This is a genomic window from Brevibacillus centrosporus, from assembly GCF_003710815.1.
Classification (GTDB): domain Bacteria; phylum Bacillota; class Bacilli; order Brevibacillales; family Brevibacillaceae; genus Brevibacillus; species Brevibacillus centrosporus.
Map to the genome: position 1 here is coordinate 32670 of NZ_RHHP01000038.1, position 26098 is coordinate 58767.

The window sequence follows — 26098 nt, forward strand, 5'->3', positions numbered from 1 at the left end:
AAAGGAAGAAGAAAAACGTCCGTTGTCTCCCTGGAAATGGTGGCGCGTATGGTAGAAGACTCTTTGCATGCGTCCTGGGTATATCTGGAACCCCCAATAGAGGAAGAACAGTAGGGCATAGGAAGCGACTCTTCGTATAAGCAAGAGTCGTTTTTTCATTTGGGAAGGAAAAGAAAAATGAGAAAATTAGAAATTTAAAGATTGAATTGAAAGCGCTCACCATTTATACTGAGGTCATTGAAACGTTTCATTCGGAAAACTCGGCAGAATATCGTAGTAAAGGCAAGATAAATAGGAGTTTCACCTATATTTTTTTGATGAATATTGAAACGTTTCACTGCATGCTGAGATAAATCCAGAGAAATGGCAGAGAAAAATGAAAATAGTCGGAAAATGAGTGTGATCAGTAAAAAAAGTGTGATCAATCCTGCTGTTTTTTTCTGTATAGTCTAATGTGATGGGGACATTTTTTATGTTCATCAGTGAAACGTTTCATTCGTTGAGGAGAAACTCTCAACTACCAGTAAAAAGCATGGAGGGGATTGTATGAGCCAAGCAGTAAATCGGATGAAAAAATTCCTGAATGATCCGGAACAAGTCGTGGATGAAATGCTGGAGGGGTTGCTTCTCGCTCATTCAGACCAGTTGAAAAGTGTGCGCAGTGACAATCGTGCACTGGTTCGAGCAAATGGCCCCAGCAATGGAAAGGTCGCCATTGCGACAGGCGGGGGCTCAGGGCATTTGCCGCTGTTCCTGGGCTATGTCGGGCCGGGAATGCTGGACGGTGTCGCTGTAGGAAATATATTTGCATCGCCTAGCGCAAGGCAAATGCTGGATGTCACCCGTGCAATAAATGGTGGTGCTGGCGTGCTGTACATATACGGCAATTACGGCGGCGATGTCATGAACTTTGATATGGCGGCAGAGCTTGCCGGAATGGAGGACATTCGGGTAGAGACTGTAATGGCTACCGATGATGTGGCCTCCATGCCGAAAGGAAACGAGGCAGGACGCCGTGGTGTCGCGGGAATGTTCTACCTCTACAAGCTGGCTGGAGCAAAGGCGGAGCAGATGGCTTCCCTCGAGGAAGTGAAGCGAGTCGCTGAAAAGGCAAATGCCAACGTTCGTACCATGGGAGTGGCGCTGACTCCGTGCATCCTTCCGGCAGTGGGGCATCCGACGTTTACGATCGGTGAGGGAGAGATGGAAATCGGGATGGGCATTCATGGGGAGCCTGGCATTCATCGCGGGACGATTGAGACCGCAGATGAGGTAGCAAAATCCCTCGTGTCTACCATTTTGCAGGACTTGCCGATCGAAGCGGGCGCTGAGGTCTCCGTACTGATCAACGGCTTGGGAGCAACGCCATTAGAAGAGCTGTATATCGTCTATCGCTCGGTTCACAAGCTGCTGGCAGAGAAGGAGATTCACGTACACCGGCCTTATATTGGAGAGTTTGCCACCTCGATGGAAATGGCAGGTTTGTCGGTTTCTCTTTTGAAGCTGGATGATGAACTGCGCGAGTTGCTCGATGCTCCCTATCAGACTCCGTTCCACGTACAGAAATAAAGCGAGAGGAGAGAACGGCGTGAGAGAAGCTCTCGGGTTTGAGGATATTCAGGCCATCTTGCAGGCAGTCGGCAAGAGGATGGATGAGAACAAAGACTTTCTTTGTCAATTGGATGGTGCACTGGGAGACGGAGATATCGGGCTGACCATGTCTAACGGCTTTCGTGCGGTCAACGACCAGCTGCGTACCTGTACAGGGGATGACATCGGAAAGGCATTGATGAGCGCTGCGTTGGAGATGGGGGAAGCTGTAGCCTCCACGATGGGAACCCTGATGTCATCTGCCCTGTTCCGAGCGGGCAAAGCGATTCAGGGAAAAACAGAGCTTACCGCGGTCGACGTCATCGCTCTTTTTCAGGCTATCGCTCAAGGCTTGAAGGAACGAGGGAAGGCAATTGTCGGAGATAAGACGATTTTAGATTCGCTTGTTCCGGCTGTCGATGCGATGGAGGTGGCACATAGCGAGGGCAAATCTATGGGGGAAATGCTGCTGGCGGCATCCGAAGCGGCAGACAAAGGCGCCAAGGACACGATAGAGCTGCAATCCAGACACGGCAGAGCAGCCAGGTATCTGGAGCGTTCGATTGGTCATCAGGACCCCGGCGCGGCAGTGGGAGCTCTCCTGGTTAAAGGTTTTTCTGATGGAGTCACAGCGCGGCTCGGCTGCGTGGAATAGGCACGTACGTGAAATAGACGAAGAAGAGGAGATGACGTTATGAAGCATTTATACGGTGTCACGACAGCGATGGTAACCCCGTTTGGTGAGGATGGTCAGGTGGATCATGATTGGATGAGAGACTTGACGGAGTTCTTGATCTCCAAAGGAGTTCACTGCCTCTATCCATTGGGAACAACAGGTGAAATGCTCCGTTTGTCGGTGCAGGAGAGAAAAAGGGTCGCGGAAACGGTCGTGAAAGCAGCAGCAAATCGAGTCACCGTATTTATCCATGTCGGTGCGATGAATCAGGAAGACACGATCGAGCTGGCCAGACATGCGCATGAAATCGGAGCAGATGGTGTCGGTGTGGTAACCCCTGTGTTCTTCGGTGCGACAGACAAAGAGCTGGAAGAGTACTTTGTAGCCGTCGCATCCAGTGTCCCGGCCGATTTTCCCGTGTATCTCTACAACATCCCGCAATGTGCGGCAAACGATCTCAAGAGTGAAGTCGTCCAGAATATCGCGAGTCGCTGCAAAAATGTGATCGGGATTAAGTACAGCTACCCGGACATGCTGAGAACGAACGAGTACCTGGCCGTCAATCAAGGCACCTTCTCGGTATCGCATGGGACAGACCGCTTGTTCTTGGCTGGGCTGGCAATGGGATGTGAAGGAACGGTATCGGGCGTATCTTGCGTATATCCTGAGCCCTTCGTAGCACTCTACCAAGCCTTTCAAGAAAACGACCTGCAAAAGGCGAGAGAGCTGCAGCGAATCGCCATCCAGTATTGTGAAACACTGAAAAATGGCAGCAACATGGCCTATTTCAAGGCAGCGCTGCGAATGAGAGGCATCGAGGTAGGACGAATGAGAGAGCCGCAGCTGGACCTGTCCGCAGAAGAGAAAGCGGCTTTGCAAGCGCGTCTGCATCAGCTCGATGAAGCCTCGAAAGAAGTCGTCTACCAGTCGTAGAACATCCGTGACGGACTGTCCCTACACTAGCAATGGTACCGTCTCTTCCCTTTGGAATCGATAACGCAGATTGCCTCCGTTGCCGCAGGGTCGCTGTATTTCCGTTTCGGACAGCGAATGCTATAATGGCTGTGAAACGTTTTACTATGTTTTGGAGGTATCGATGAAAAAGGTCACGATTAAAGACGTAGCAAAACATGCCGGGGTATCGATTGGTACTGTTTCAAAAGTGTTGAATGACAAAGGATATGTAAGCAGCGGGATATACAGCCGGGTAACCGAAGCGATTTCAGAGCTGAACTATCAGGTCAATGCCAATGCTCGCAGCCTGAAAGCATCCAAGACAAACAAGGTTGGGGTCATTGTACAGGACATTTCCAATCCGTACATGATGTCGATCGCAAAAACCATCGAAGATAAGATCCGTCCCAGCCATTATCACATGCTGGTCATGAGCCACAATGAAGATCCCCATACCGAGCGCGAGCTGCTGCAGCTGATTCTGGAACAGCGAGTGGATGGACTGGTTTTGGTTCCTACGAGCGGAAATGCCGATATGATTCAGAAAGTTCTGGACCATAAGATTCCGGTCATCCTGGTTGATCGCAAGGTAGAGGGGATTACCACGGATTATATTGTCGATGACAACTATTACGGGTCATACGAATCCATCGCCTACCTTCATTCTTTGGGGCATAGACGGATCGGAGTTATCTACGGTACGACGAACAGCTCGATAGGAAAAGAGCGTTACGAGGGTGCTGTGGATGCACTCAAGCACTTTGCGTGCTCCAATGATGAGGCGCTATTGGTGTCGGGGAAATTCAAAGCGGAGGATGCCTACAAGGCGACCATCGAGCTGTTATTTTTGCCTGACCCGCCGACCGCCATCTACTGCTGCAACAACACCATGACGGTAGGCATGCTAAAAGCCATCCAGGAACAAGCCTGGCGCTTTCCTGAGGACATTTCCATCATTTCCTACGGAGATGTGAATCAATGGGAGTTGATTCAGCCACCTTTGACGCTGATGACCCAGCCGCTCAAGAGAATCGGAGTAGAGGCAGCGATTATCCTCAAGAACCGTCTGACGATGGAGGAGCCGTTTCCACCCAAGCAAATCGTGATCAAGCCGGAACTGCTAGTACGCGCATCCTGTGCCAGACGCCCAGAAGGGGAATAGGGGAGCCGCAGGCCATTCGCCTCACTTTGACGAGCGAGATGCAGAGAGATTTGAAAGCGTTTTCGAAAAGAGGTAAACGTAACCCAATAAGGATGTGGTTTGATGAAAAGGCAAAATGCGGGAGTATGGGTCGGGGGCATCGTGGTTCTTTTTGCCTTGGTAATCTTTATCCAATCGTTTTCCCTGAAGTACTACACCAAGTTCGGACCTGGACCAGGGCTGTTTCCCATATGGCTAAGCGGAATTCTCCTGTTGATCGGCATTGCCTACATATGGCACTCCTTCAAAAAAGAAGTGATTACCTGGGCAGACATTTTACCGAAAGGGCGGGAAATGGGGAACGTTTTGTCCGTCATCGTTGCTGTGGCCATTTTCATGCTCCTTGTCAATGTGACGGGGTTTATCATTGCCAGCACGGTTCTTCTCTTCATCCTTTTGCGCCGGGAGTATAAATGGTACACAGGCTTGGGAATCTCCTCAGGAGTATCCATCGTGCTGTTCCTTGTTTTTAAGTCATTTTTTACGATTCCACTGCCTGTTAACATGTTTGGCTGGTAAGGAGGGGGAAGATGGAAGATGGAAGCACTAGGACAACTGATCGGTGGATTTGAGACAGCCTTCACCTGGTGGAACCTCTTGTATTGCCTGATCGGGGTTACGGTCGGGATGCTGGTAGGGGTTCTGCCGGGACTCGGCCCAACGACGGGTACGGCTTTATTAATCCCCATGACATTTGGAATGGAGCCGGTATCGGCCATCATCATGCTTTCGGGTATTTACTACGGATCCATGTACGGGGGCACAATCACCTCTGTATTGATTAACACACCAGGCGAAGCAGCGTCCGTCATTACCTGTCTCGATGGTCATCCTCTGGCGAAGCAGGGAAGAGCGGGTGTTGCCTTGGGTGTCGCGGGGATCGGGTCCTTTATTGGAGGGACGATCTCGATTATTGGCCTTGCTTTTATCGGTCCTGCATTGGCGGAATTGGCGCTCAAGTTTGGGCCGCCCGAATTTTTTGCCCTCATGATTTTCGGCTTAATCATGGTGATCGGTCTGATGGGGCGATCCTTAATCCGTGGCTTGATCGCTGCTTTTATCGGCTTGATTCTGTCCCTGATCGGCATGGATCCCGTTTCGGGCGCTGTCCGCTTTACATTTGGCGAAGCACACTTGATGAACGGTCTGGATCTCGTAACGGTAGCGATGGGCTTGTTCGGGCTCTCTGAAATCCTGTTTGGTATGGAAAATCTGCAAAAGCTGGATAAGCCGGGAAAAGTAAAAGGTCTTCTTCCACGCAAGGAAGAGTGGAGGCCGACACTGAATGCGATCGGGCGAGGAACCGGTCTGGGATTTTTCGTGGGCCTGATCCCGGGCTCCAATTCAGTGATACCGGCGATTCTATCCTACACCTTGGAGAAAAGAATCGCCAAGGATCCTTCCCGCTTTGGGAAAGGTGCCATCGAAGGCGTGGCCGGGCCGGAAACAGCGAACAACTCATACTGCGGCGCTGCGTTAATCCCATTATTTACGCTGGGAATCCCCAGCTCCCCTACCATCGCTATTATTCTCGGAGCATTCATCATGCATGGATTGACGCCGGGACCGACACTCTTTCAAAATAACCCGGATTTCGTATGGGCCATCATTGCGAGCATGTTTATCGGGAACCTCATTCTCTTGATCATGAACCTCCCGATGGCAGGCATGTGGGCGAAAATCGCAGCGGTGCCGCCTAAGCTGCTGTATCCGCTTATCCTCATCATATCAATCATCGGCGCTTATACAGTTAGCAACAGCTTGTGGGACGTTGGCGTCATGTTTGTGTTCGGGATCGCAGGCTATATCATGAAAAAACTAGACATCCCGATGGCACCAATCGTATTGACCTTTGTGCTCAGCAAGCTGATGGAAAACTCTTTGCTTCAGTCGATCAAGATGTTCGATGGCAATGTCCTGCAATTGTTCGCGAGGCCGATCTCCGGCACGCTGCTCGTGCTGTCGCTTATCGTTTTATGCTTGAGCGTCATTGCGGAAGTGAAGAAAAAGAAAGCGGGATTCGCGTCAGATGTGGAAATGTAGTCCTACAGTGCAGACTTGCGCTTTGCAGCAGTGTCGTATGAAAGTAGAAAACAACACCAATGGGAGGGTCAAGGGATGAAAAAGATTGCATGGGGTCTGATCGGGTTGTCAATCGCTTTCCTGGTAGGATGCAGCGCACAAGGGGGGCAAGCCGGGGGACAAAGCGGACAGGCAGAAGCGAAAAAATATCCAGAGAAAGAAATCACGCTCGTCGTTCCATACGCACCTGGAGGAGCATCTGACAGCACAGCACGCATCATCGCAAAGAACATGGAAGAAAAGCTGAAAGTACCGATTGTAACGGTGAACAAGACAGGGGGAACGGGTGGGGTGGGTATGACCTTTGTCCAGTCCAGCCCGAATGATGGATACACGTTTGGCTATGTACCGGTAGAGATGACCATGCATAAAGCACTGGGGCTGTCAGAGCTTGAGCCAAGCAAGTTCGACTTGCTCGGCCAGGCGACGATGATCCCCGCAGCGATTACGGTTCCTGCTGACGCTCCTTATAACACCATCGAAGAATTTGTAGAGTATGCCAAACAGAATCAAGGCAAGATCAAGGTAGGCAATTCGGGAGTAGGCTCCATTTGGCATATTGCTTCTACTGCTTTTGCCAATAAAGCGGGCGTGCAGTTCACCGATATTCCGTTCGACGGTGCAGCGCCAGCCGTGACAGCGTTGATGGGGAATCATGTCGATGCGGTAGCGGTAAGTCTGGGAGAAGTGAAGAGTGGCGTGGAAGCAAAGAAGCTGAAGGTACTCGCAGTCATGAGTGCAGAGCGTGACAAAAACTTTCCGGATATCCCGACCTTGAAGGAAAAGGGTTTTGATGTCGAAGTAGTAGGTTGGGGCGGTTTTGTCCTGCCGAAAGGGACATCGGATGACTTCAAAAAGGTATTGGCAGATGCTTTGAAGGAAGCGGTCGAGTCCGATGATTTCAAGAAGTTCGCGAATGAGCGGGGAATGTCGGCCGTGTACAAATCCCCGGAAGACTTTACGACATTTGCAGAACAGCAATTCAAATTCTTCTCTGACTTTATTCCGACCTTAGATCTGAAATAACAGGGAAGGCCTGTGTGAAAGGAAATCACACAGGCCTTTTTCTTTTGCTTACTGCCCGATGATCACACGCTCTTTCGGATGATGATAGCGAACGATCTGCTCTTTTCGCTTCAGGAACAGCAGCAGATTGATAATGCCGATCCGACCGATGACCATCATGAAGATCAAAATGATTTTGCCGCCAGGACCGATATGCGATGTGATCCCTGTCGACAGACCTGTCGTACCAAAGGCAGAACAGACCTCGAACAGGACGTGCTGGAAGGGCAGGGCCTCCAGCCAGACCAGCAGCATCACGGCGGTGAAGACGAGAATGATCGCCACGAAGAAGACCATGAACGAGCGCATGATGTCATCCTCCACGAGCTCTCTCCCGAACACCTTCACGTCTTTAAACCCGCGCATATTGGCGAATACCGTTGCGATCAGGACAAAAAAGGTGGTTGTCCGAATCCCGCCGCCCACGCTGCTTGGCGATGCTCCGATGAACATCATCCCGGACAGCATGATCAGCGTAGGGGTGGAGAGCAGGCTGATGTCCATGGTAGCCAAGCCGCCGCTTCGCGAAGAGACAGAGTGGAACAAGGAGTAGAACAGAACCTGATCCCACGTCTGACCTTGTAAGAAGGCGGTGCGCTCAAATAGGTAGATGAGCAGAGCGCCAGCGACGATGAGGGAGAAGAAGGTCAGCGTCGTGATTTTGGTAAACAGAGTAAAGGTAAAGCGCTGCTTCGCCCGGCGATACGACAGGTAGCTTCTCAGCTCTACCAGCACCGGAAACCCAATCGCTCCGCAGATGATCAGGATCATGACGATCGCCTGAAAGATGTAGTCATGGGTAAAGTTCATCATGGAGTTGCCGTACAAATCAAAGCCGGCATTTGTAAAGGCGCTGACCGACGCAAAATAGCCGTGGTAGAAAGCGGTGTACCAATCCGTGTAATAGCCGGCGATCAGAAAGTGAGTGCCCAGCAAAATCGTACCGACAATCTCAATCATGAGCGCGATGACGAGGATGTTGCGCATCAGATCAACCAGGCCGGACAACGTGGAGCGGTTGTGGTCGGTCGCAATCCAGATGCGCTGCTCAAGCCCGATTTTTTGCCCCAGCAGCAGCCAGAAAAAGGTCCCGAGTGTCATAATCCCGATCCCGCCCACTTGAAAGAGGAGCGTCAAGAACAGCTGGCCCCATTCGTTGAAGACTTCGTGGATCGTGATGACCGTAAGCCCTGTCACGCTGATGGCGCTCGTGGCGGTGAAGAGCGAATCGATAAAGGAAAGCGAAGCTCCTGGGATATGAAAGAATGGCAGCATCAACAAAATCGTGGAAATGAGAATAAGTCCCACGTAAAAAAAGACAATGATCTGCACAGATGTCAAACGACGCTTTTGGGATGATGATAGCAAAACGAACGGCCCCCTGGTTCATACTCATAAGGGTAATCATACCAGAAAAAGCATGCAAGCCAAAATAGGTGGCAGGAAGACCTGCGCAGCTGTGGGATACAGGTAAAATCAGACGTTGACAGTGCTGTGGGAAGAATGATAAAGTTCAGAATGTATCAAATTGGAAATGAACTACATTTTCTCGAAAGGTGGGGTTGTCATGATTTGGATGAATGTTTCTTGCACACAAAACTGCATACATGACGTAACCACACCTGCTGGGCGAGTTGTGTAGATTTTTGTACGCATATTCTCATATAGGCGTCGGTTACTTGTCTTCGTAACCGGCGCTTTTCTATTTACATAGAGGAAAAGGCAGATCGCTTACGGGCGTTCTGCCTTTTTTTGTACAGATTGTTCATGAGAGGAGCTGACAGCGGATGTTTTCCGTTTTGACGAAGCTGAATTGGTTTTTTCGCGAGCATAGAAAGCAGTATATCATCGCGATTTCGCTGTTGATATTGGGAGGGATCCTTGAGGTTGTTCCGCCCAAGATCGTGGGAATCGCCATCGACGAGCTTCAGATGGGGACGATGACAGCAGAGCGATTAGGACAGATCGTGATGGGTTATGCAGCTCTAGCTGTCTTTCTTTATTTGGTGAACCTCGTCTGGGTGAACAAACTTTTCGGAGGTGCCTATCTGGCAGAGCGCTCGCTTCGCTCCAAGCTGATGACTCACTTTTTGAAAATGACCCCGACCTTTTACCAGAAAAATCGAACGGGAGACCTGATGGCACGGGCCACAAACGACCTCAAGGCGGTGTCGATGACGACCGGCTTCGGTATTTTGACGCTGGTGGACTCCGCGAGCTTTACCTCTGTCATCATTTTGACGATGGGCTTTTTCGTCAGCTGGAAGCTTACGCTGGCATCCATTTTGCCGCTTCCATTCATGGCGTATGCGATTCATCGCTACGGGAAGAAGATTCACGAACGATTCTCACAGGCCCAGGATGCTTTTGGCGAGCTGAACGATCAAGTACTGGAATCGGTTGCTGGCGTTCGTGTAGTTCGTGCCTATGTACAGGAGACGGCAGATGAAAAGCGCTTCCGTACGAAGACCAGAGAAGTCTATGAAAAAAACATCGCGGTAGCGAAAGTCGATTCCCTCATCGAGCCTACCGTCAAAATTTTGGTCGGCATCTGCTACATGATCGGATTGATTTACGGGGGATATCTCGTGTTTCATCAGGAGCTGACCCTGGGGGAGCTGATCTCCTTTAACGTCTACCTGGGGATGCTCATCTGGCCCATGTTTGCGATCGGCGAGCTGATCAACATCATGCAGCGGGGAAGTGCCTCACTTGACCGGGTGAACGAGACCTTGGCGTATCCCGCGGACGTGACAGACCATGCACAGCCCGTTTCGCCACAAAGTCCGGAGACCATCTGCTTTGATCGCGTCACCTTCCGCTATCCTTCTGCGCATGTGGAGTCGCTCAGGGAAGTCTCCTTTACGCTGCAACGGGGGCAAACCCTGGGGATCGTGGGAAGGACCGGGAGCGGCAAGACGACGCTGGTGCGACAGCTGCTGCGAGAGTTTCCGCTCGGTACCGGGTCTATTTCGATTGCGGGAACGCCAGTGGAAAGAATACCGCTCGATCAGCTCAAGCGCTGGATTGGCTACGTCCCTCAGGAGCAGATCCTGTTCTCCAAAACGGTCCGGGAAAATGTGCTGCTCGGTAAAAAGGAAGGTACGGAGGAAGATCTGCAGGAGGCGCTGCGCTTGGCAGCCTTCGCAAAGGACGTGAAATTTTTGCAGGGTGGAGTAGAAACACTCGTCGGCGAAAGAGGAGTAGCACTGTCTGGCGGGCAAAAGCAGCGCGTATCGATCGCCCGAGCGCTGCTGGTTCAGCCTGAAATCCTGATTCTCGATGACGCCATGTCGGCGGTTGACGGAAAGACGGAGGCGGAGATGATCGCCAATATCCGCAGGGAACGCTCGGGTAAGACCACGCTGATTACGACACACCGTCTATCAGCGGTAAAGCATGCGGATTGGATTCTGGTGCTCGAAGACGGGAAAATCGTCGAGGAAGGCACACACGAGCAGCTGATCGAGCTGGGCGGGTGGTACAAGGAACAGTACGTGCTTCAACAGATGGAGGCACAACTGACGGAAGGCGAGTGATTGCATGACAACGGGAAAGCGACTATTTCGCTATGCGGCTTTATTTAAGAAAACGATCCTGCTTGGGCTGCTCATGCTGTCCATCGCGGTGGCGGCCGAGCTGACCGGTCCCTTTTTGGCCAAAAAGATGATCGATACCCATATTCTCGGGATTGAGCTGCCTTGGTACGAGACTGCGCAGCGAGGGGATTCTGCCTTGTATCAGGGAAAATGGTACACACGCCAGGATCATTTGAGCGAGGGGGAAAAAGCGGGTGCGCAGGTGCGTGTCCTGCAGGTAGGCCGCGACTATTACTTCGTCGGACAGCCGATTGCAGAGGATGGTCAACGAGAGGTGCAAAATGGGAAGCTAACCATCAAAAGCAGCAGCAGGACAGCAGAATATCCCGCACAAAGACTGACCAACTCCGAGGTTTTCGCGTTCTTTCGCCCGGAGACCAAAGGCTTGATTATGCTGGCAGCAGCGTACATGGGGCTGTTGATACTGGCTTCTGTCTTTCATTATGGGCAGAAGTTCATGCTGCAAAAATCAGCGAACCAGGTCATCCAGAAGCTGCGCGTCGATGTGTTTGCGCATATTCAGCGACTGCCGATCACTTATTTCGACAACCTGCCGGCAGGAAAAGTGGTGGCCCGCGTCACCAATGATACAGAGGCAGTGCGTGAGCTGTTTACGAAAGTGCTCGATCAGTTTTTCAGCAGCAGCATTTATCTGATTGGGATTTTTACCGCCCTCTTCCTCCTTGATGTCAGACTGGCATCGGTCTGTCTCCTGCTTTTGCCGATCATGGTGGTCTGGGTCATCCTGTACCGCAAATACGCTGCGGCTTTTAATCACGCCATACGCAGCAGGCTTAGCGACATCAATGCGATGATCAACGAGTCCATTCAAGGGATGTCGATCATCCAGGCATTTCGCCGGGAGAAGGAGACCAAAGAGGAATTTAACGAGCTGAATGAAGAGATATTTTCCTACCAAAAAAAGCTGCAGCGACTCAATTCCATCACTTCTTTTAATCTCGTGCAGCTGCTGCGAAACACCGCTTTTATCCTGTTTATTTGGTATGTGGGCGGAGCATCGGCGGGAGTAGGCACGCTCTTCACATTCGGTGCCTTATACGCATTTGTCGATTATCTCAATCGTCTGTTTCAGCCGATCACACAAATCGTCAATCAATTGGCTTTGCTGGAGCAGGCGCGCGTTGCGGCAGAGCGGGTGTTTGAACTCTTGGACGAGGAAGGAATCGAGGTCGATCGTGGGAAAGCGGCGTGCTATCAGGGAAATGTCCGTTTTGACAACGTTTCGTTTGCCTATCAACCGAATCAGTACGTTCTAAAGCAGGTGTCCTTGGAAGCGTGGCCGGGAGAAACAGTCGCTCTGGTCGGTCATACCGGCTCAGGAAAAAGCTCGATCATTAATTTGCTGTTCCGGTTTTATGACGTCAACCAGGGCGCAGTAATGATCGACGGGCGCAACGTGATAGAAATGACGAAGCAGCAGGTACGCCAGCACATGGGAATCGTTTTGCAGGATCCGTTTTTGTTCACGGGGACGATCCTGTCCAACGTGACGTTGGGAGACCCTTCGATCTCACGGGAGAGGGCAGAAAAGGCATTGCGCGATGTCGGGGCAGATCAGCTGCTGCGGACCCTGCCAAATGGTTTTGACGAGCCGGTCATCGAAAAGGGAAGTACCTTGTCTGCCGGACAGCGCCAGCTTATTTCTTTTGCCCGTGCCCTTGCGTTTGACCCTGCGATTCTGGTACTGGACGAAGCCACGGCCAATATCGATACGGAGACGGAAGGGATCATTCAGCAGGCGCTGGAGGTGGTGAAAAAGGGCAGGACCACCTTCATCATTGCTCACCGGCTTTCCACGATCAAAAATGCGGATCAGATTCTTGTTCTGGATCGGGGAAGTATCGTAGAGCGAGGACGACATGAAGACCTGATGGCAAAACGCGGGAAGTATTTTCAAATGTATCAATTGCAGCAGGGAGAAAACGCGTCTACTGGCATGGCATTGACGTCGCCATAAAGCGGGGAGCATGGCCAAAAACAGTCCTATAATATAGAAGAAAGCGGCCTTCCTCAGTAGTAGGGAAGGCCGCTTTTCGATTGAGTGCATGCAAATGCTCTTTTGGCTTTACATCACGAAGAAGAAAATGAGCGCAGCCAGCACGATTCGATACAGAGCAAATGGCACCAGCTTGATCTTGTTGATCAGCTTCAGGAAGAAACGAATCGCCAGCAAAGCAAAGATGAACGCGCTGATGAATCCGACGATAAAGAAGGGCAGTGTGTCCGCCGTGATGTACTGCCAGTGCTTCAGGAGCGACAGAAAGCTCGCACCCGCCATGACAGGAACAGCCATGATAAACGTAAAGTCAGAGGCTGCGCGGTGACTCAGCCCCAGCATTACCCCACCGGAAATCGTAGAGCCGGAGCGGGAGAAGCCTGGCCACAGAGCAATACATTGAAACAGCCCGATGATGAGTGCTTGCTTGTACGTGATTTGGTCGACGCTCGCAGCTTTCGGCTTTCCAGGACGGAACCAGTCGGCAGCGATCATCAGGACAGCGCCGGCTACGAGTCCGATGAGAACGGTGTTGATGGAAAACAGATACTCATCGATGTAATCATTAAATAACAAACCGAGTACGGCAGCCGGCAGCAGTCCGACAAAGACCTGCGACAACCGAAGCTTGTGGCCTGGGCCATTGCCGTCCGGGGAGACTTTTTTGAGTCCGAGCAGACTGAGAAAACGATCTTTAAAGACGATCACAGCCGCTAAAATTGAGCCGAGCTGAATGACCACCTTGAAAGTATTCGCAACTTCCGGGGAAAACAGTTCTTTTGAATGCAAAAGGGTATCGTCGACGATAATCATGTGCCCAGTTGAAGAGACGGGCGCGAATTCTGTGAGGCCTTCTACAAGTCCCAACACAAACGCCACGAACATATGCCAAAGATCCATGGTTACTCACCTTTCCAAAAACGCCTCTCTCGTATGGCGCACGTTTTAATAGGAGTTGTCCCTCATCCACTTTAATACAAAAGACGTGAAATAGTAAGCCTTTCCTTGATGACTCGCAAACCACAAAGGAAGATACGAATGACCGCGAGCAAAGGGTACGGGTAGGAAGAAAAAAAGATCAGTCAGGAAAGTAACTACTCAACTCATGTTCAGGAAGGTATGATGAGAGTAGGAAGTCTATCTCACATTGCAAACAAAGGAGAAGAGCGCATGCCCCAACTAATCGTAAGAGGAATCCAGGCAGAAAAATTGGCGGCCATCAGTGAACCACTCCTCGAGGAGTTGGCCGTTCTTTGCGGATGCGGCACGGATAATTTCACGATAGAATGCTTGCATACGACCGGCGTATTTGGCGGAAAAGTGGTAGAATCCTATCCCTTTATCGAGGTAGCCTGGTTTGAGCGCGGGCAGGAGACACGTGATCAGTTCGCTGAAATTGTGACCAAGTACATACTGTCCCTCGACATACCTGAGGTGGAAATGGCATTTATCACGTACCAAAAGGAAAGCTACTACGCGAACGGGAAACATTTTTAGACAGATTTCCCGGGAAAGATTTTTTGTTTTCGACAGGAGCAAATGGGCCAGTCCATTCTTGATGAAGAATGGACTGGTTTTTGGTGGCAGGAGGAGCAGTTATGGCTAGGTAGTGAGGGCGGCTCTTTTTGAGTAAAGGGTAGAAAGGGATTATCTATTTTTATACCAAATAGACTATAATAAGAGTGAATGAAATGAATGAACGTAAATCCAAACTTAGAGGAGATTTAGGAAGTGAAGGAAACGAAGAAAACGATTGCCTTGCAATTAGCGGAAGAACTTTCACAAAGAATCGCACGAGGTATTCTCAGCCCAAACGAACATTTGGTGGAAACCAAGCTCGCCGAAGAATTTAACACGAGTAGAGCTCCTGTCCGCGAAGCGTTGTTGATGCTTGAAAAGGAAAGGCTCGTGACACGCGTTCCGCATCATGGGTTTGTTGTCAAAAAATTTCGCAAAATAGAAATCCACCAATTGTATGACGCTACGTTTCGATTGGAAGAAATCGCGATGGCCAAGGCGGTGAATAATGTGACGGATCGTGATATCCAAGAGCTGGAGGAGATCCTAGCAGCGCAATGGTCTGCCATTCAAAAAGAGGATGTTGTTGAATACTATTCTCTCAATGAAAAGTTTCACGAGACGATTTTTGCCATTGCAAACAATGAATTTCTGGCCGAAATGCATCATTCCATGCGCAGGTCTACTCGTCCATTAAGCGTGTTAAATATAGGCCAAGGAAAGAACATGTACTCGTCCTATGAAGAACACAGCCGTCAACTTGATGCTTTGAAAAAGCGGGATACGGGGGCAGGAATTCAAGCCATTCGCGATCAGGAAAGCCGTTCGTTGAAAACGCTCGACATAGTCTATCCTTCGTAGAGAAAAATCCGGCAGTAACAAACCGGATTTTTTTATACAGAAGACTGCGCCAAAGGCTTGGCGCAGGATACATGCGGGCGCAGCGGTCAAGCGTCGAGGAGCCACGCAAATCATTTCAACGGTTCAGTGTCAGAAAAGTTTATTTTTTTATACAACATTGTCGACAATATAGTATTCAATGATGTACAATGAGAAGGCAAAGAAGTCATCCGATTCTTTTCAAACTGACCCCTATTATCTGTTAATTTCAAAAAATTGAAATTAATTAATGATGAAGGGGTTTCACAAGGAAATGAAAGCGGATACAGATCGAAAAATCGACGGGAGGCTGAACGAACATGAAAAGTGAAAAGTTTGATCAAGGTTTGGAGATCCGCAGAGCAGTACTGGGAGCTGAGCATGTAGACCGCTCGCTGGCAAACGCTACGGATTTTGACATGCCCATGCAAGAACTCACCACAGAATGGTGCTGGGGAACATGCTGGTCACGCCCGGGTCTCTCTCGCAGAGATCGCAGCATGCTTAACCTTGCGATGCTGAGCGCTCTTGGCCGACCTGATGAACTAGCCTTGCACGTACGAGGAGCCATTACAAATGGTGTAACACCCGAAGAAATTACCGAAGTCTTTTATCAAGTAGCGGTTTATTGTGGTGTGCCTGCAGGTGTGGAAGCGTTTAAAGTCGGCAAGCGTGTTCTTGCTGAGTTGCAAAAATAAACATCAGGACACTACTTAAAACGAAAGAAGGTTGAGCAAATTGACAAAGCTGGGTTTTATCGGCTTGGGAAATATGGGGTTTCACATGGCGCGGAGGCTCCTCGAAAACGGGCATTCCGTAGCCGTACTCGATGCCAGGGAGGAAGCGTTGAAGCCGTTCCAGGCTTATCCGAATGCTGTCATCGCATCGACGCCAGCAGAAATCACCCAACTGGCGGATACGATTCTCGTAAGCTTGCCAAATCCGCAAGTAGCGAAAAACGTAGCCCTGGGAGAATATGGGCTGACCTCCGGAAGGCCCTTTCAAACCTACATTGATTTATCAACCACTGGCCCCGAAGCTGCTCAACAAATTGCTGCTGCACTTACCGAACGCGGCGTTGCCTGCTTGGATGCTCCTGTCAGTGGTGGTGTGCCGGGCGCTGAAAAGGGCACCTTGTCCATTATGGTGGCAGGACCCAAAGAAGCCTATGATGCCAATCTCCCTGTGCTTGAAATCATTGGAAACAAAACCTTTTATGTGGGACCTGAGGCAGGCCAGGCACAAACGCTCAAAATATCCAATAATTACTTGTCTGCCGTAGCCTTGATTGCGACCTCGGAAGCCATGGTATTAGGAGTGAAGGCTGGCCTCGATCCGCAAACCATGCTGGATGTATTCAATGTCAGCAGTGGCCGCAACAGCGCCACACTGGATAAGTTCCCGGCTGCTGTGCTGAACCGCAATTTTGATTACGGTTTCAAATCCGGTCTCATGTACAAAGATGTTGCGTTGTGCATGCACGAAGCGGACCGCTTGGGGGCCACGATGTGGATTGGAAGCAACGTAAAGGAATTTTTTAAACTGACAAAGGAACATCTCGGTGCCGATTCAGATACAACCGAAGTCGTCCGGCTATTCGAGGAGTGGGCCAAAGTCCGAGTAGAAGCAAGCGAGGAGAGGTTGATATGAACGAAAAACTAACTCCCCATCAAACCGCCATCAAAGAAGCCTTTATCAAGGAGCGAGGGTACTGGTCAACGGAGATTTGGGAGGATGTGCTACATCTTGATCCCGACTTTCTCAAAGCCTACCTGAAATTTTCAGCGGTGCCTTTCCAGAAAAACCACAGTCATATTGATTTGAAGACAAAAGAATTGATTTACATTGCCTTCGATGTAGCAGCAACTCATATGTATCAGCCGGGAACACGGCAGCATATGGAAAATGCACTAGGCTACGGGGCAACTCCCGAGGAAATCATGGAAGTGATCGAGTTGGCTAGCGTTCTCGGGATTCACGCAGCAACCGTGGCTTCCCCGATTCTCATGGAAGTGCTCGCAGAGAATGGCACGCCCGTTGATGCGGAAATGAGCCCTCGCCAAAAGGAGCTCAAGCAGGTATTTATCGATGAAAGAGGCTATTGGTCCGAAATGTGGGATAGCGTATTGCTGCTTGATCCTGACTTTTTCGAGGCTTATCTTGAATTTTCCGGAGTTGCCTTCAAACACAATCATCTGGATCCGAAAATCCGAGAGTTCATTTGCCTGACAGTGGATGCTGCGGCCACGCATCTTTATGAACCGGGGATTCGGGTGCATATGCGCAACGCCATCCAATACGGAGCCACGAAAGAAGAAATCATGGAGGTCCTCGAGCTTGCCAGCACTTTAGGGATCCATGCAGCAACAGTAAGTGTGCCGATCTTGTCTAGATTGGTGAACAAAGGCAACGAATAAAACGGCAACCGCCCTTTGGGACTTAAAGCAGCGGGGATGAAATTCCATACACATCGTTTCATTCCCGGCTGCTCTTTTTCTCTAGCACAGAAAAGAGTAAGAAAATTTTGTATACGTAAAGGAGGATCGTTATGACATCTCAGGTGCAAAGCACGGTTGAGAAAAGCAAGATCGTCGAGAAGAGAAATGCGGCCATTAAGGGAGCGTTCTTTACCGAATTCGTGGATATGTTCGACATTTATTTACCGACCATCATCCTGACACCGGCGTTGAGCTACTTTCAGCCAGAGGAGCTGCCACAAGGCATGGCGGGTATCTTGACCTCGCTCGTTTTCGTGACCACACTGCTCGGGCGACCACTGGGCGCAACCATCTTCGGGGCACTCGGAGACAAGATCGGCCGTCGGAAGGCTACTATCTCATCCGTACTCGGTTTCGGCATTATTACATTTCTAATTGCCCTTCTACCTGGCTATAGTTCCATTGGTATTACTGCCTACTGGTTGCTTGTTTTGCTGCGCTTTCTCGATGGGGTATTTTTGGGCGGAGGCTACACAGGATCTCACCCTTTGGCTATGGAATACTCCGAGAAGCATCAGCGTGGTTTTGTAGGCGCTTTCATTTTGTCGGCGTTTCCGTTGGCCTACATCGTCATTAATTTGCTCGGTTTGGCAGCGTTTGCTTTAATCCCGCAAGCCGGACCAGATTCGCCGTACGCCGTATGGGGTTGGCGGATTCCGTTTGTGATTGGCGCATTGCTGGCATTTTGGCTGGCTGCGTACTATATTCGGAAGGTTCCTGAGTCCGAAACCTGGGAGAGTTCCAAGAAAGAAAAAAATTCGCTGGCGAGCATGTTCAGAGGAAAGACAGGACGAAGCTTCTTTCAAGTATTTATTATGATGACCGGATTTTGGCTGACGCAAAATATCGTCACCCTGATCCTTCCTACGACAGTCTTGCGCACCATCCTTGGATTGGATGGGATTCAGGTCACTCTGACATTGTTTATCAGCTACGCCGTTCTTTTCGGAAGCTACATCGCGGCAGGAGTGATCGGGCAAAAAATTGGTCGCCGCCGTTTCTTCCTGATCCTTGGTCCAGCCATCGTCCTTGTGGGCAGTGTCTTGCTTGCAATTATACTCAACGGAAAAGCGCTGCCGCTGCCTCTCATCATGCTGCTAGTCGTCTTGTTTTCAGTCATTGTCACGGCGCCGTGGGGTGTCATTGTCACGTATATCAATGAACGGTTTACAACCGAAGTGCGTGCTTCTGGATTCGGACTGGGCTTTAGTGCTTCTGTTGTTCTCCCGTCCTTCTACGCTTTCTACATGAACTGGCTGGGCGGGATCATGTCGTACAACTCGACGATTATCGCACTCCTGATCATTGGTGCGGTGATTGGAACGGTAGGTGCCTATCTCGGGCCGGAAACGAAAGATGTGGACTTTAACCAAGCGGAGTAAACAAGACGGAGAAGGAGGAAGGGATATGCTATCACAAACAGAGCGGTTCTACTTTGGCTCCTTTATTGACGGCCAGGAAGTAAAATCAGAGGAAAGCGCCGTCCTGGAGGTGCGCAATCCGTACAACAATCAGCTGATTGGGAAAATCAGCTGCGCAACGAAGGAGGATGTAGAACAGGCTATCACCGTCTCCCAGCGGGTGTTTCAAGAGACGATGAAGAAAATGCCTGCCTACCGCAGATCGGACATTTTGCGCAAGACGGCGGATTTGCTGGAGAGCAGGACGGAGTCTTTCGCAAACCTGCTCGTGCTGGAGACGGGCAAGCCGATACGCGAGGCTCGCGTGGAGGTAGACCGCGCCGTGCAAGTGCTGCGGTTCGCTTCCGAGGGAGCCAAGCAAATTCACGGGGAAGAAATCCAGCTGGACAGCGCCCATGGCGGGGAGAATCAGTTTGGGTTTACGAAAAGGTATCCGATTGGCGTCGTGGTGGCGATCACGCCGTTCAACTTCCCGCTCAATCTGGTCTTGCACAAGGTTGCCCCGGCGATTGCCGCCGGGAACACCATCGTGCTGAAGCCTGCCGAAAAAACGCCGCTGTCGCCTGTCATGCTGTACCAGCTGTTTATGGAAGCCGGGCTGCCGGCAGGGGCACTGAACATTGTGATGGGCCCGGGACAGGATTTGGCGGAGCCTCTGGTGAAAGATCCACGGGTAAAGCGCGTGACGTTCACGGGAAGCGGCCAGGTGGGCTGGAAGCTGAAGGAGCTGGCGGGCCATAAAAACGTCACGCTGGAGCTGGGCTCGAATGCGCCCAATCTTGTCTTCGAGGACGCCGACCTGGATGCTGCTGCCGCAGCCTTGGTTCGCGGAGGGGTCGTGACCTCGGGGCAGGCGTGCATTTCCGTGCAGAGAATTTACGTTCAGCGAAGTGTGTACCAGGCTCTGTTGAACAAATTGGTCGACGGCGTGCGTGCGCTGCGCGTCGGAAATCCGCTGGACGAGGCCACAGACGTCGGGCCGATGATCACGGAAGCAGCAGCGGCACGCGCCGAGGAGTGGATTCGCGAAGCTGCCGAGCAGGGGGCAACAGTTCTGACCGGCGGGAAGCGCAGCGGGGCTTTGCTGGAGCCAGCTGTCCTGACGAATGTCTCCCATGAAATGAAAGTGGTTTGCCAGGAAATCTTCGCGCCAGTCTTCAGCGTTATTCCGTTCGACGAGGAAGCCGAAGCGATTGCGCAGGCGAACGCTTCAGATCTGGGACTGCATGCGGGTGTATTCACGAAAGACATCAGCCGCGCCCTGCGCGTGGCAGAGGCATTGGAAACGGGCGGCGTCTGGATCAACGACGCGTCCATCCGCCGCTACGACCACATTCCGTACGGAGGGGTCAAGCAGAGCGGAATCGGCAAAGAGGGCGTGGCTTATGCGATCGAGGAAATGACCGAGATCAAGTTTATCGGGATCAAGCTGTAGTAGACGCTTCTCTTTTGAACAAATGTTTCTTTTCTTCGGCATGTGTTCCCGGACACTGCCGATTTCTTTCGGTCAGAAGCAGGCATTGGCGGCAGAAAAAGTGGAGGGGTGAACAAACATGACAAAATCACATGAAGTCTATGCCATCAAGTATTCGACACGGGAAGCCGTCTGCAGCGATCATTTTTACGGAGCTGCCGATCCTCACGAGAACTATTCCATGCCTATGGATTACTACATTTGGCTGATCAAGGCGGGAGATCAGGTGATCGTCGTCGATACCGGCTTTAATGAAGCAGTAGCCGCAGAGCGCAAGCGCAACTTCCTGCGCTGCCCAGCAAGCGTCCTGGGCAAGCTGGGGGTCGACCCGGCGTCTGTCCCACTTGTGGTCATTACTCATATGCATTACGACCATTTGGGCAATCTGGACAAGTTTCCAAACGCCACCTTCGTGGTGCAGGAGGAAGAAATGGCGTTCTGGACGGGGAAGTACGCCTCCAAGCCGCACTTTCTCCACCATATTACCACCGACGATGTCGTTCACCTCGTCAAGGAGAACTTCAAAGGGAGAGTGCAGTTTGTGAGTGGCAGCAAAGCGATCCTCCCAGGCGTAACGGTGCACAAGGCAGGCGGCCACTCCGCCGGCTTGCAGATCGTTGAGGTGCAGACGGAGAAGGGGACAGTCGTGCTCGCTTCCGACGCCACTCATTACTACAAGAATATCAATGAAGACCGCCCGTTTTGGGTCGTGACTCATCTGCCGCAAATGTACGATGCGTTCGAGCTGGTCAAATCGTTGGCGGATTCACCGGAGCTGATTATCCCGGGCCACGATCCGCTGGTGATGGAGCGGTTCCCGGCGGCTTCCGACGAGCTGGAGGGTATCGTAGTCCGGATCGCCTAAAGGGTGAAGTCAGAGGACCCTAGCTACGGGTGGCTGGCTTTCGGATTTTCACAGGAAGGAACGGAGGTGGCAAGAAGATGGCAAACAGCCTGCACATGTTCTCGCCCGAGTGGATGGAACAATTCCGCCAGGTCGTCAACGAAGACCGGGAGCTGTCCTGGATTGCGAGATGGATGACCTGCGATTTTGTCTGGCGGGTCGGAGAAGCGGTTTACTTGTTTCACGTCGTGGGCGGAAAGGTGATTTCGGTCGTGGCGCCTACCTGGAACGACAGCTGGGATTTTGCCATCGAGGGAACGGAGGAGGCCTGGAGCAAGTTTGCGCAGCCGCTTCCTCCCCCGATGTACTATGACCTGCTCGGGATGGTCACCCGATTGCCGGAATGCCGATTGACAGGAAACCGTTTGAAAGCGATGCAGCATATCCGCTCTCTGACGAGAATGATGTCGCTCGTACGCGAGGTTGGAGGGGAAACGAGATGAAGGACCCGGTGACAGGAAGATATGTAGAAATGACCGTGCAGGGCAAGCATTACCGTATCTATTACGAAAGCGCCGGTCAGGGAGTCCCACTCGTCTGCCTACACACGGCGGGGGCAGACTCCCGCCAGTATCAGGAGCTGCTGCGAAATCGGGAGCTGCTGTCCCGCTTTCAGGTGATCGCCTTTGACCTGCCGTTTCACGGGCGCTCGATGCCGCCGAAGGAATGGTGGCTGGAGCCGTACCGGTTGACTACGGACCTGTACGTGGAGTTCATCATGACTTTTCTGCAAACGGCAGACATCGAGGAGCCACTCATGCTCGGATGCTCCATGGGAGGCAATATCACGCTTGAGCTGGCGTACCGCTTCCCCGAAAAGTTTCGGGGAGTGATTGCGCTGGAAGCGGCTGCCGCTACGGGTGGTCGTTTGAACGACTATTTGTTCCATCCGCAGATCAATGGCGGGGAAATGTGCGCAACAAATGTATACGGACTTATGGCCCCGCAAAGCCCGGAGCATCTGCGCAGAGATGTGTGGTGGATTTACAGCCAAGGAGCGCCTGGCGTGTACTACGGCGATATTTCCTTCTACAGCGAAGACTGGAATGCCACAGATCGGGTAGGGAAAATCGACACGAGCCAATGTCCGGTGTTCTTGTTTACCGGCGAGTACGATTACTCCTGCTCGCCGGAAATGTCACGCAGGACGGCCGCGCTGATTCCCGGAGCCGAATTTCACGTCATGAAAACGATGGGTCATTTCCCTATGAGCGAAAATCCGGATCTGCTAATGGAGTATCTGCGGCCCGTACTGGACAAGTTATGCTAGATACGAAAGTAGGAGTGAGAGAGATGTATATCGTTCACGTTTCCATTCTTGTAAAAGAACAGGCCATCGACGCTTTCAAGGAAGCGACCATGCAAAACGCTCAAAACAGCCTGCGAGAAGAAGGTGTCATACGTTTTGACGTGCTGCAGCAGCAGGATGATCCGACCCGCTTTCTGCTGACCGAGGTGTATCGCACGAAGGACGACCAAGCAAAGCATCGCACCACTGATCATTTTCACAAGTGGAAGGCAGACGTAGCAGAGCTGATCGCAGAGCCGTATACGATTGTGACCTTTGATTCGGTATTTCCGGACGAGGCAGGTTGGGAAAAGCAGTGATTGGCGAGTGAAGAAATGATGAGGAGAAGAACGCAGCCAGCTCAAGGGGAAACATCGCTGGAGCTGGCTGTCGGAAGTCTAGAATCGGAATAACTTGATGAAAGGCCCCTGATGAACACAATGGTTCGTCCGGGGCCTTTTTGGTGTGTAAAATGTCGCGTCGTTCTTAGGACAGTGGCTGTGACCTCGAATAAATGCCGAATAGCTCGGGATGGACGATCAGCTGATTCGTCTCTTCCTCCACTTCTCGGGCTACCCATTGAAAGGAAGGTTGCAGACCAGAAAAGGATAGAGATAGACTGACTGTTAGAGATGAAGCTGACAGATAGAATCGTTCAATAAGGAATACAGGAAAAAATGAACTCGCCAAAGCGTGATTTTGGAGAGGGGTAGGAGGTTATTTATGGCAGACACTCATTTGTTTTTATTCGGTGGAGGGCCGCCATTCAATGATGTATTAGGCAAAACATTCGCGCATCTTTCTTCGAACGGTTTAAATGGCACTCAGGTGGCTGTATTGTTTATGGAACGCGATGGATGGAAAGAATACATGCCCAGGTATACCGACGTATTAGAACAGAATGGCATTGCCCATTTTGAATACTTACCATTGACTCCAGCACCATCACCCCATTTTATCGAGCAACTTTCTTTGGCTACAGGAGTGATTATTTGTGGTGGCGATACAGAACGTTACAGAGAGTATGTGGTTGATACCGAGATCGGGAAAATAGTAAAGAGAATGTACGCAGAGGGCACTCCTGTTGCGGGATTTTCAGCAGGCGCCTTGATCAGTCCGAACATTTGCGTGATCCCACCAATTGACAACAGGAAAAATGAGCATCTTTTCTTGCCAGGTCTGGGATTGATCGATCATTGCGTGGTAAGTGTTCATTTTTCGAAGTGGAAAGAAGAGACCAACTTGAAAAAAGCGCTGACTCTAACCAATGCTTACATTGGTTACGGGATGGATGACGATTCGGGAATTTACTTTAAAAACCAGGTTGTTTCGGAAACCGCAGGACAAGTCTATTTTTATAGAAACGGACCGGCAGTTGAATAAAGGCAGTGGCGTTCAGGAGCATTCTTTTAGGTTCGTGGCTGCCGCTGCCTTTTTCATTCGAATAGTCTGCAGATAATTGATCTATACCTGATCCGTTTCGGCTGCTAAAAGTTGGCACAGCATTAGGGTTTCAGGCGCGCATGAAGACGCGAAAAACAGGACTGAGCGACTGCAAGCAGCCCAATCCTGTTTCGTTTACAAACTCTTGTTCAGCTCCGTCAGCTCTCGCTCGGTCAGATCTCGCCATTGACCAACTCTGAGTTCGCCCAGTTCAATGTTCATGATCCGGACCCGTTTCAGCTGCCGCACCTGATAGCCGAACGCCTGGCACATCCGTCTGATTTGCCGGTTCAGTCCTTGGGTGAGAACGATTTTGAAGACGCGATCGCTGATTTTGGTGACCTTGCACGGTTTGGTGATGGTGCCGAGGATGCGCACACCGCCGGACATCCCCTGTATGAATAGCGGGGTGATCGGCTTGTCGACCGTGACGATGTACTCTTTCTCATGGTTGTTTTCCGCTCGCAGGATTTTATTGACGATATCGCCGTCATTCGTGAGCAAGATCAGGCCTTGGGAGTCTTTGTCCAACCGACCGATAGGGAAGATGCGCTCTGGATGATTCACGAAGTCGATTATATTTCCTTTTACATGCAATTCGGTCGTACAGGTAATGCCGACGGGCTTGTTGAGGGCGATGTAGACGGACTTTTTCTTGGCGCCTAGCGGATTGCCATCGACGCGAACGTCGTCACCGGGCGAAACGGTACTGCCCAGCTCTGCCAGTCGTCCATTGATCGTCACGCGTCCTGCTTCTATCAGCTTGTCTGACTCCCGGCGTGAACAAAAACCGGTTTCGCTTATGTATTTATTGATTCGCATGGAACGTTCCTTTCATAGCTTTTGCTGCTTCTCGATCAGTTTATTGCGCCAAGGTGTCGCGAGTTCTTCCAGCTCGAGCATTCGTGCGAGCACCTTGGGATCTGGCGATTTCTCGTGAAAATACAGATGGTGGATCGAAGCGACCGTCACCTGGGCGGGATGGGCAGACAGCTGGATGATCGGTGAGTCTGACTCGATCGTCCCTTCTTGCAGGACACGGAAAAAGTACCCGGTATACCCGGCTGCAATGATTTGCTTTAGCAGTTGGTTATTGTGATTTCGCTTATTAATCGTAGCACAAGGATAGCGGCCTTGCGAAACTTGCAGGATGGCATCCCCGAATTGATAGACATCCCCGATGCACACCTGATCCTCACGCATGTTTTCTGCAGTTACATTTTCCCCAAATGCCGCCTTTTCCAAGGGCTGATCGAATTCCTTCTCCCAATGAGCATAATGTTCAAAAGGATAGAGACAGACGACGCGATCTGGACCGCCGTGGTATGCAGGGTTCGCGACATCGTCCTCGGCGATTTGCTGGGTGGCGACGTGAAGCTCGTCTGTTTGCTCCTTCCAAATGCCAGAAAGATATTCTTGTCCATTATATGTCATGTTCTTCGGCAAGCCTTTGCTTACGTAAACGATTTTTCTATCCGACATAGTTTTC

Annotated in this window: 25 protein-coding genes; 21 read left to right on the forward strand and 4 right to left on the reverse strand. The window is 51.0% G+C overall.

Features of this window, described 5'->3' with window-relative positions:
• The first annotated feature begins 567 nt into the window (after nt 1-567).
• The 7 genes from EDM55_RS24595 to EDM55_RS24625 all read left to right on the forward strand — a co-directional run bounded on the left by EDM55_RS24595 (nt 568) and on the right by EDM55_RS24625 (nt 7529).
• The gene (locus tag EDM55_RS24595; protein WP_122961683.1) at nt 568-1569 is read left to right on the forward strand and encodes a dihydroxyacetone kinase subunit DhaK; all 1002 of its coding nucleotides are present in this window, start codon (nt 568-570) and stop codon (nt 1567-1569) included.
• Nucleotides 1570-1588: 19 nt separating this feature from the next.
• Nucleotides 1589-2245 (forward strand): dihydroxyacetone kinase subunit DhaL, encoded by a 657-nt coding sequence (gene dhaL / locus EDM55_RS24600; RefSeq protein ID WP_092267200.1) that lies wholly within the window; start codon nt 1589-1591, stop codon nt 2243-2245.
• A 39-nt stretch (nt 2246-2284) separates the two neighbouring features.
• Nucleotides 2285-3199, forward strand: a complete 915-nt coding sequence (locus EDM55_RS24605) for a dihydrodipicolinate synthase family protein (protein ID WP_122961611.1) — start codon at nt 2285-2287, stop codon at nt 3197-3199.
• Nucleotides 3200-3362: 163 nt separating this feature from the next.
• The gene (locus EDM55_RS24610; protein WP_122961612.1) at nt 3363-4382 is read left to right on the forward strand and encodes a LacI family DNA-binding transcriptional regulator; all 1020 of its coding nucleotides are present in this window, start codon (nt 3363-3365) and stop codon (nt 4380-4382) included.
• Nucleotides 4383-4484: 102 nt separating this feature from the next.
• Entirely contained in the window at nt 4485-4940 is a 456-nt protein-coding gene (locus tag EDM55_RS24615; RefSeq protein ID WP_092267195.1) for a tripartite tricarboxylate transporter TctB family protein, read from the forward strand.
• An 18-nt stretch (nt 4941-4958) separates the two neighbouring features.
• Entirely contained in the window at nt 4959-6464 is a 1506-nt protein-coding gene (locus tag EDM55_RS24620) for a tripartite tricarboxylate transporter permease (protein WP_092267193.1), read from the forward strand.
• A 75-nt stretch (nt 6465-6539) separates the two neighbouring features.
• On the forward strand, nt 6540-7529 hold the full coding sequence (locus EDM55_RS24625) for a tripartite tricarboxylate transporter substrate binding protein (RefSeq protein WP_092267191.1): 990 nt from the start codon (nt 6540-6542) through the stop codon (nt 7527-7529).
• A 48-nt stretch (nt 7530-7577) separates the two neighbouring features.
• Here EDM55_RS24625 and EDM55_RS24630 read toward each other — a convergent pair whose 3' ends face one another.
• Nucleotides 7578-8936 carry a TrkH family potassium uptake protein gene (locus tag EDM55_RS24630; protein ID WP_122961613.1) on the reverse strand — a complete coding sequence of 453 codons (1359 nt, stop codon included), beginning with the start codon at nt 8934-8936 and terminating at the stop codon, nt 7578-7580.
• A gap of 419 nt (nt 8937-9355) precedes the next feature.
• Here EDM55_RS24630 and EDM55_RS24635 point away from each other — a divergent pair, with 419 nt between their 5' ends.
• Complete coding sequence (locus tag EDM55_RS24635; protein WP_122961614.1) at nt 9356-11107, forward strand: ABC transporter ATP-binding protein; 1752 nt, start codon at nt 9356-9358, stop codon at nt 11105-11107.
• 4 nt (nt 11108-11111) lie between these two features.
• Nucleotides 11112-13145 carry an ABC transporter ATP-binding protein gene (locus EDM55_RS24640; RefSeq protein WP_122961615.1) on the forward strand — a complete coding sequence of 678 codons (2034 nt, stop codon included), beginning with the start codon at nt 11112-11114 and terminating at the stop codon, nt 13143-13145.
• Between the two features lie 108 nt (nt 13146-13253).
• On the opposite strand, the gene EDM55_RS24645 is transcribed toward EDM55_RS24640, so the two are convergent.
• Nucleotides 13254-14084 (reverse strand): undecaprenyl-diphosphate phosphatase, encoded by an 831-nt coding sequence (locus EDM55_RS24645; RefSeq protein WP_122961616.1) that lies wholly within the window; start codon nt 14082-14084, stop codon nt 13254-13256.
• Between the two features lie 270 nt (nt 14085-14354).
• Between EDM55_RS24645 and EDM55_RS24650 the strand changes: the two genes are divergently transcribed.
• The 12 genes from EDM55_RS24650 to EDM55_RS24705 all read left to right on the forward strand — a co-directional run bounded on the left by EDM55_RS24650 (nt 14355) and on the right by EDM55_RS24705 (nt 24549).
• Nucleotides 14355-14681 carry a DUF1904 family protein gene (locus EDM55_RS24650; RefSeq protein ID WP_092267182.1) on the forward strand — a complete coding sequence of 109 codons (327 nt, stop codon included), beginning with the start codon at nt 14355-14357 and terminating at the stop codon, nt 14679-14681.
• 234 nt (nt 14682-14915) lie between these two features.
• The gene (locus tag EDM55_RS24655) at nt 14916-15563 is read left to right on the forward strand and encodes a GntR family transcriptional regulator (RefSeq protein WP_092267180.1); all 648 of its coding nucleotides are present in this window, start codon (nt 14916-14918) and stop codon (nt 15561-15563) included.
• 338 nt (nt 15564-15901) lie between these two features.
• Complete coding sequence (gene pcaC, locus EDM55_RS24660) at nt 15902-16279, forward strand: 4-carboxymuconolactone decarboxylase (RefSeq protein WP_092267179.1); 378 nt, start codon at nt 15902-15904, stop codon at nt 16277-16279.
• Nucleotides 16280-16319: 40 nt separating this feature from the next.
• Entirely contained in the window at nt 16320-17231 is a 912-nt protein-coding gene (locus EDM55_RS24665) for an NAD(P)-dependent oxidoreductase (protein WP_092267177.1), read from the forward strand.
• Nucleotides 17228-17998: a carboxymuconolactone decarboxylase family protein gene (locus tag EDM55_RS24670; protein WP_122961617.1), complete on the forward strand. Its 771-nt coding sequence runs from the start codon at nt 17228-17230 to the stop codon at nt 17996-17998. Before EDM55_RS24665 ends, EDM55_RS24670 begins: the two co-directional genes overlap by 4 nt.
• Before the next feature lie 131 nt (nt 17999-18129).
• Nucleotides 18130-19461 carry an MFS transporter gene (locus EDM55_RS24675; protein WP_092267174.1) on the forward strand — a complete coding sequence of 444 codons (1332 nt, stop codon included), beginning with the start codon at nt 18130-18132 and terminating at the stop codon, nt 19459-19461.
• 25 nt (nt 19462-19486) lie between these two features.
• Nucleotides 19487-20935 carry an aldehyde dehydrogenase family protein gene (locus EDM55_RS24680; protein ID WP_122961618.1) on the forward strand — a complete coding sequence of 483 codons (1449 nt, stop codon included), beginning with the start codon at nt 19487-19489 and terminating at the stop codon, nt 20933-20935.
• A gap of 118 nt (nt 20936-21053) precedes the next feature.
• Entirely contained in the window at nt 21054-21839 is a 786-nt protein-coding gene (locus tag EDM55_RS24685; RefSeq protein WP_122961619.1) for an N-acyl homoserine lactonase family protein, read from the forward strand.
• Nucleotides 21840-21916: 77 nt separating this feature from the next.
• On the forward strand, nt 21917-22321 hold the full coding sequence (locus EDM55_RS24690; RefSeq protein ID WP_122961620.1) for a hypothetical protein: 405 nt from the start codon (nt 21917-21919) through the stop codon (nt 22319-22321).
• On the forward strand, nt 22318-23148 hold the full coding sequence (locus EDM55_RS24695; protein ID WP_122961621.1) for an alpha/beta fold hydrolase: 831 nt from the start codon (nt 22318-22320) through the stop codon (nt 23146-23148). The genes EDM55_RS24690 and EDM55_RS24695 overlap by 4 nt, the downstream gene beginning before the upstream one ends.
• 23 nt (nt 23149-23171) lie before the next feature.
• Nucleotides 23172-23486: a putative quinol monooxygenase gene (locus EDM55_RS24700; RefSeq protein WP_092267164.1), complete on the forward strand. Its 315-nt coding sequence runs from the start codon at nt 23172-23174 to the stop codon at nt 23484-23486.
• 403 nt (nt 23487-23889) lie between these two features.
• Nucleotides 23890-24549: a Type 1 glutamine amidotransferase-like domain-containing protein gene (locus tag EDM55_RS24705; RefSeq protein WP_092267162.1), complete on the forward strand. Its 660-nt coding sequence runs from the start codon at nt 23890-23892 to the stop codon at nt 24547-24549.
• Nucleotides 24550-24744: 195 nt separating this feature from the next.
• On the opposite strand, the gene rluF is transcribed toward EDM55_RS24705, so the two are convergent.
• A complete protein-coding gene (rluF, locus tag EDM55_RS24710) occupies nt 24745-25431 on the reverse strand; it encodes a 23S rRNA pseudouridine(2604) synthase RluF (RefSeq protein ID WP_122961622.1) in 687 nt (228 codons plus the stop codon).
• A 12-nt stretch (nt 25432-25443) separates the two neighbouring features.
• Nucleotides 25444-26091, reverse strand: a complete 648-nt coding sequence (locus EDM55_RS24715) for an MOSC domain-containing protein (protein ID WP_092267158.1) — start codon at nt 26089-26091, stop codon at nt 25444-25446.
• Nucleotides 26092-26098 lie beyond the last annotated feature (7 nt).

What these genes read in the sequence shown, in the direction of transcription:
- EDM55_RS24595 (WP_122961683.1), top strand. Translation starts at nt 568, where the DNA reads ATGAAAAAATTCCTGAATGATCCGGAACAAGTCGTGGATGAAATGCTG.
- EDM55_RS24605 (WP_122961611.1), top strand. Translation starts at nt 2,285, where the DNA reads ATGAAGCATTTATACGGTGTCACGACAGCGATGGTAACCCCGTTTGGT.
- EDM55_RS24610 (WP_122961612.1), top strand. Translation starts at nt 3,363, where the DNA reads ATGAAAAAGGTCACGATTAAAGACGTAGCAAAACATGCCGGGGTATCG.
- EDM55_RS24615 (WP_092267195.1), top strand. Translation starts at nt 4,485, where the DNA reads ATGAAAAGGCAAAATGCGGGAGTATGGGTCGGGGGCATCGTGGTTCTT.
- EDM55_RS24620 (WP_092267193.1), top strand. Translation starts at nt 4,959, where the DNA reads ATGGAAGCACTAGGACAACTGATCGGTGGATTTGAGACAGCCTTCACC.
- EDM55_RS24625 (WP_092267191.1), top strand. Translation starts at nt 6,540, where the DNA reads ATGAAAAAGATTGCATGGGGTCTGATCGGGTTGTCAATCGCTTTCCTG.
- EDM55_RS24635 (WP_122961614.1), top strand. Translation starts at nt 9,356, where the DNA reads ATGTTTTCCGTTTTGACGAAGCTGAATTGGTTTTTTCGCGAGCATAGA.
- EDM55_RS24640 (WP_122961615.1), top strand. Translation starts at nt 11,112, where the DNA reads ATGACAACGGGAAAGCGACTATTTCGCTATGCGGCTTTATTTAAGAAA.
- EDM55_RS24645 (WP_122961616.1), bottom strand. Translation starts at nt 14,084, where the DNA reads ATGGATCTTTGGCATATGTTCGTGGCGTTTGTGTTGGGACTTGTAGAA.
- EDM55_RS24650 (WP_092267182.1), top strand. Translation starts at nt 14,355, where the DNA reads ATGCCCCAACTAATCGTAAGAGGAATCCAGGCAGAAAAATTGGCGGCC.
- pcaC (WP_092267179.1), top strand. Translation starts at nt 15,902, where the DNA reads ATGAAAAGTGAAAAGTTTGATCAAGGTTTGGAGATCCGCAGAGCAGTA.
- EDM55_RS24670 (WP_122961617.1), top strand. Translation starts at nt 17,228, where the DNA reads ATGAACGAAAAACTAACTCCCCATCAAACCGCCATCAAAGAAGCCTTT.
- EDM55_RS24675 (WP_092267174.1), top strand. Translation starts at nt 18,130, where the DNA reads ATGACATCTCAGGTGCAAAGCACGGTTGAGAAAAGCAAGATCGTCGAG.
- EDM55_RS24680 (WP_122961618.1), top strand. Translation starts at nt 19,487, where the DNA reads ATGCTATCACAAACAGAGCGGTTCTACTTTGGCTCCTTTATTGACGGC.
- EDM55_RS24685 (WP_122961619.1), top strand. Translation starts at nt 21,054, where the DNA reads ATGACAAAATCACATGAAGTCTATGCCATCAAGTATTCGACACGGGAA.
- EDM55_RS24690 (WP_122961620.1), top strand. Translation starts at nt 21,917, where the DNA reads ATGGCAAACAGCCTGCACATGTTCTCGCCCGAGTGGATGGAACAATTC.
- EDM55_RS24695 (WP_122961621.1), top strand. Translation starts at nt 22,318, where the DNA reads ATGAAGGACCCGGTGACAGGAAGATATGTAGAAATGACCGTGCAGGGC.
- EDM55_RS24700 (WP_092267164.1), top strand. Translation starts at nt 23,172, where the DNA reads ATGTATATCGTTCACGTTTCCATTCTTGTAAAAGAACAGGCCATCGAC.
- EDM55_RS24705 (WP_092267162.1), top strand. Translation starts at nt 23,890, where the DNA reads ATGGCAGACACTCATTTGTTTTTATTCGGTGGAGGGCCGCCATTCAAT.
- rluF (WP_122961622.1), bottom strand. Translation starts at nt 25,431, where the DNA reads ATGCGAATCAATAAATACATAAGCGAAACCGGTTTTTGTTCACGCCGG.
- EDM55_RS24715 (WP_092267158.1), bottom strand. Translation starts at nt 26,091, where the DNA reads ATGTCGGATAGAAAAATCGTTTACGTAAGCAAAGGCTTGCCGAAGAAC.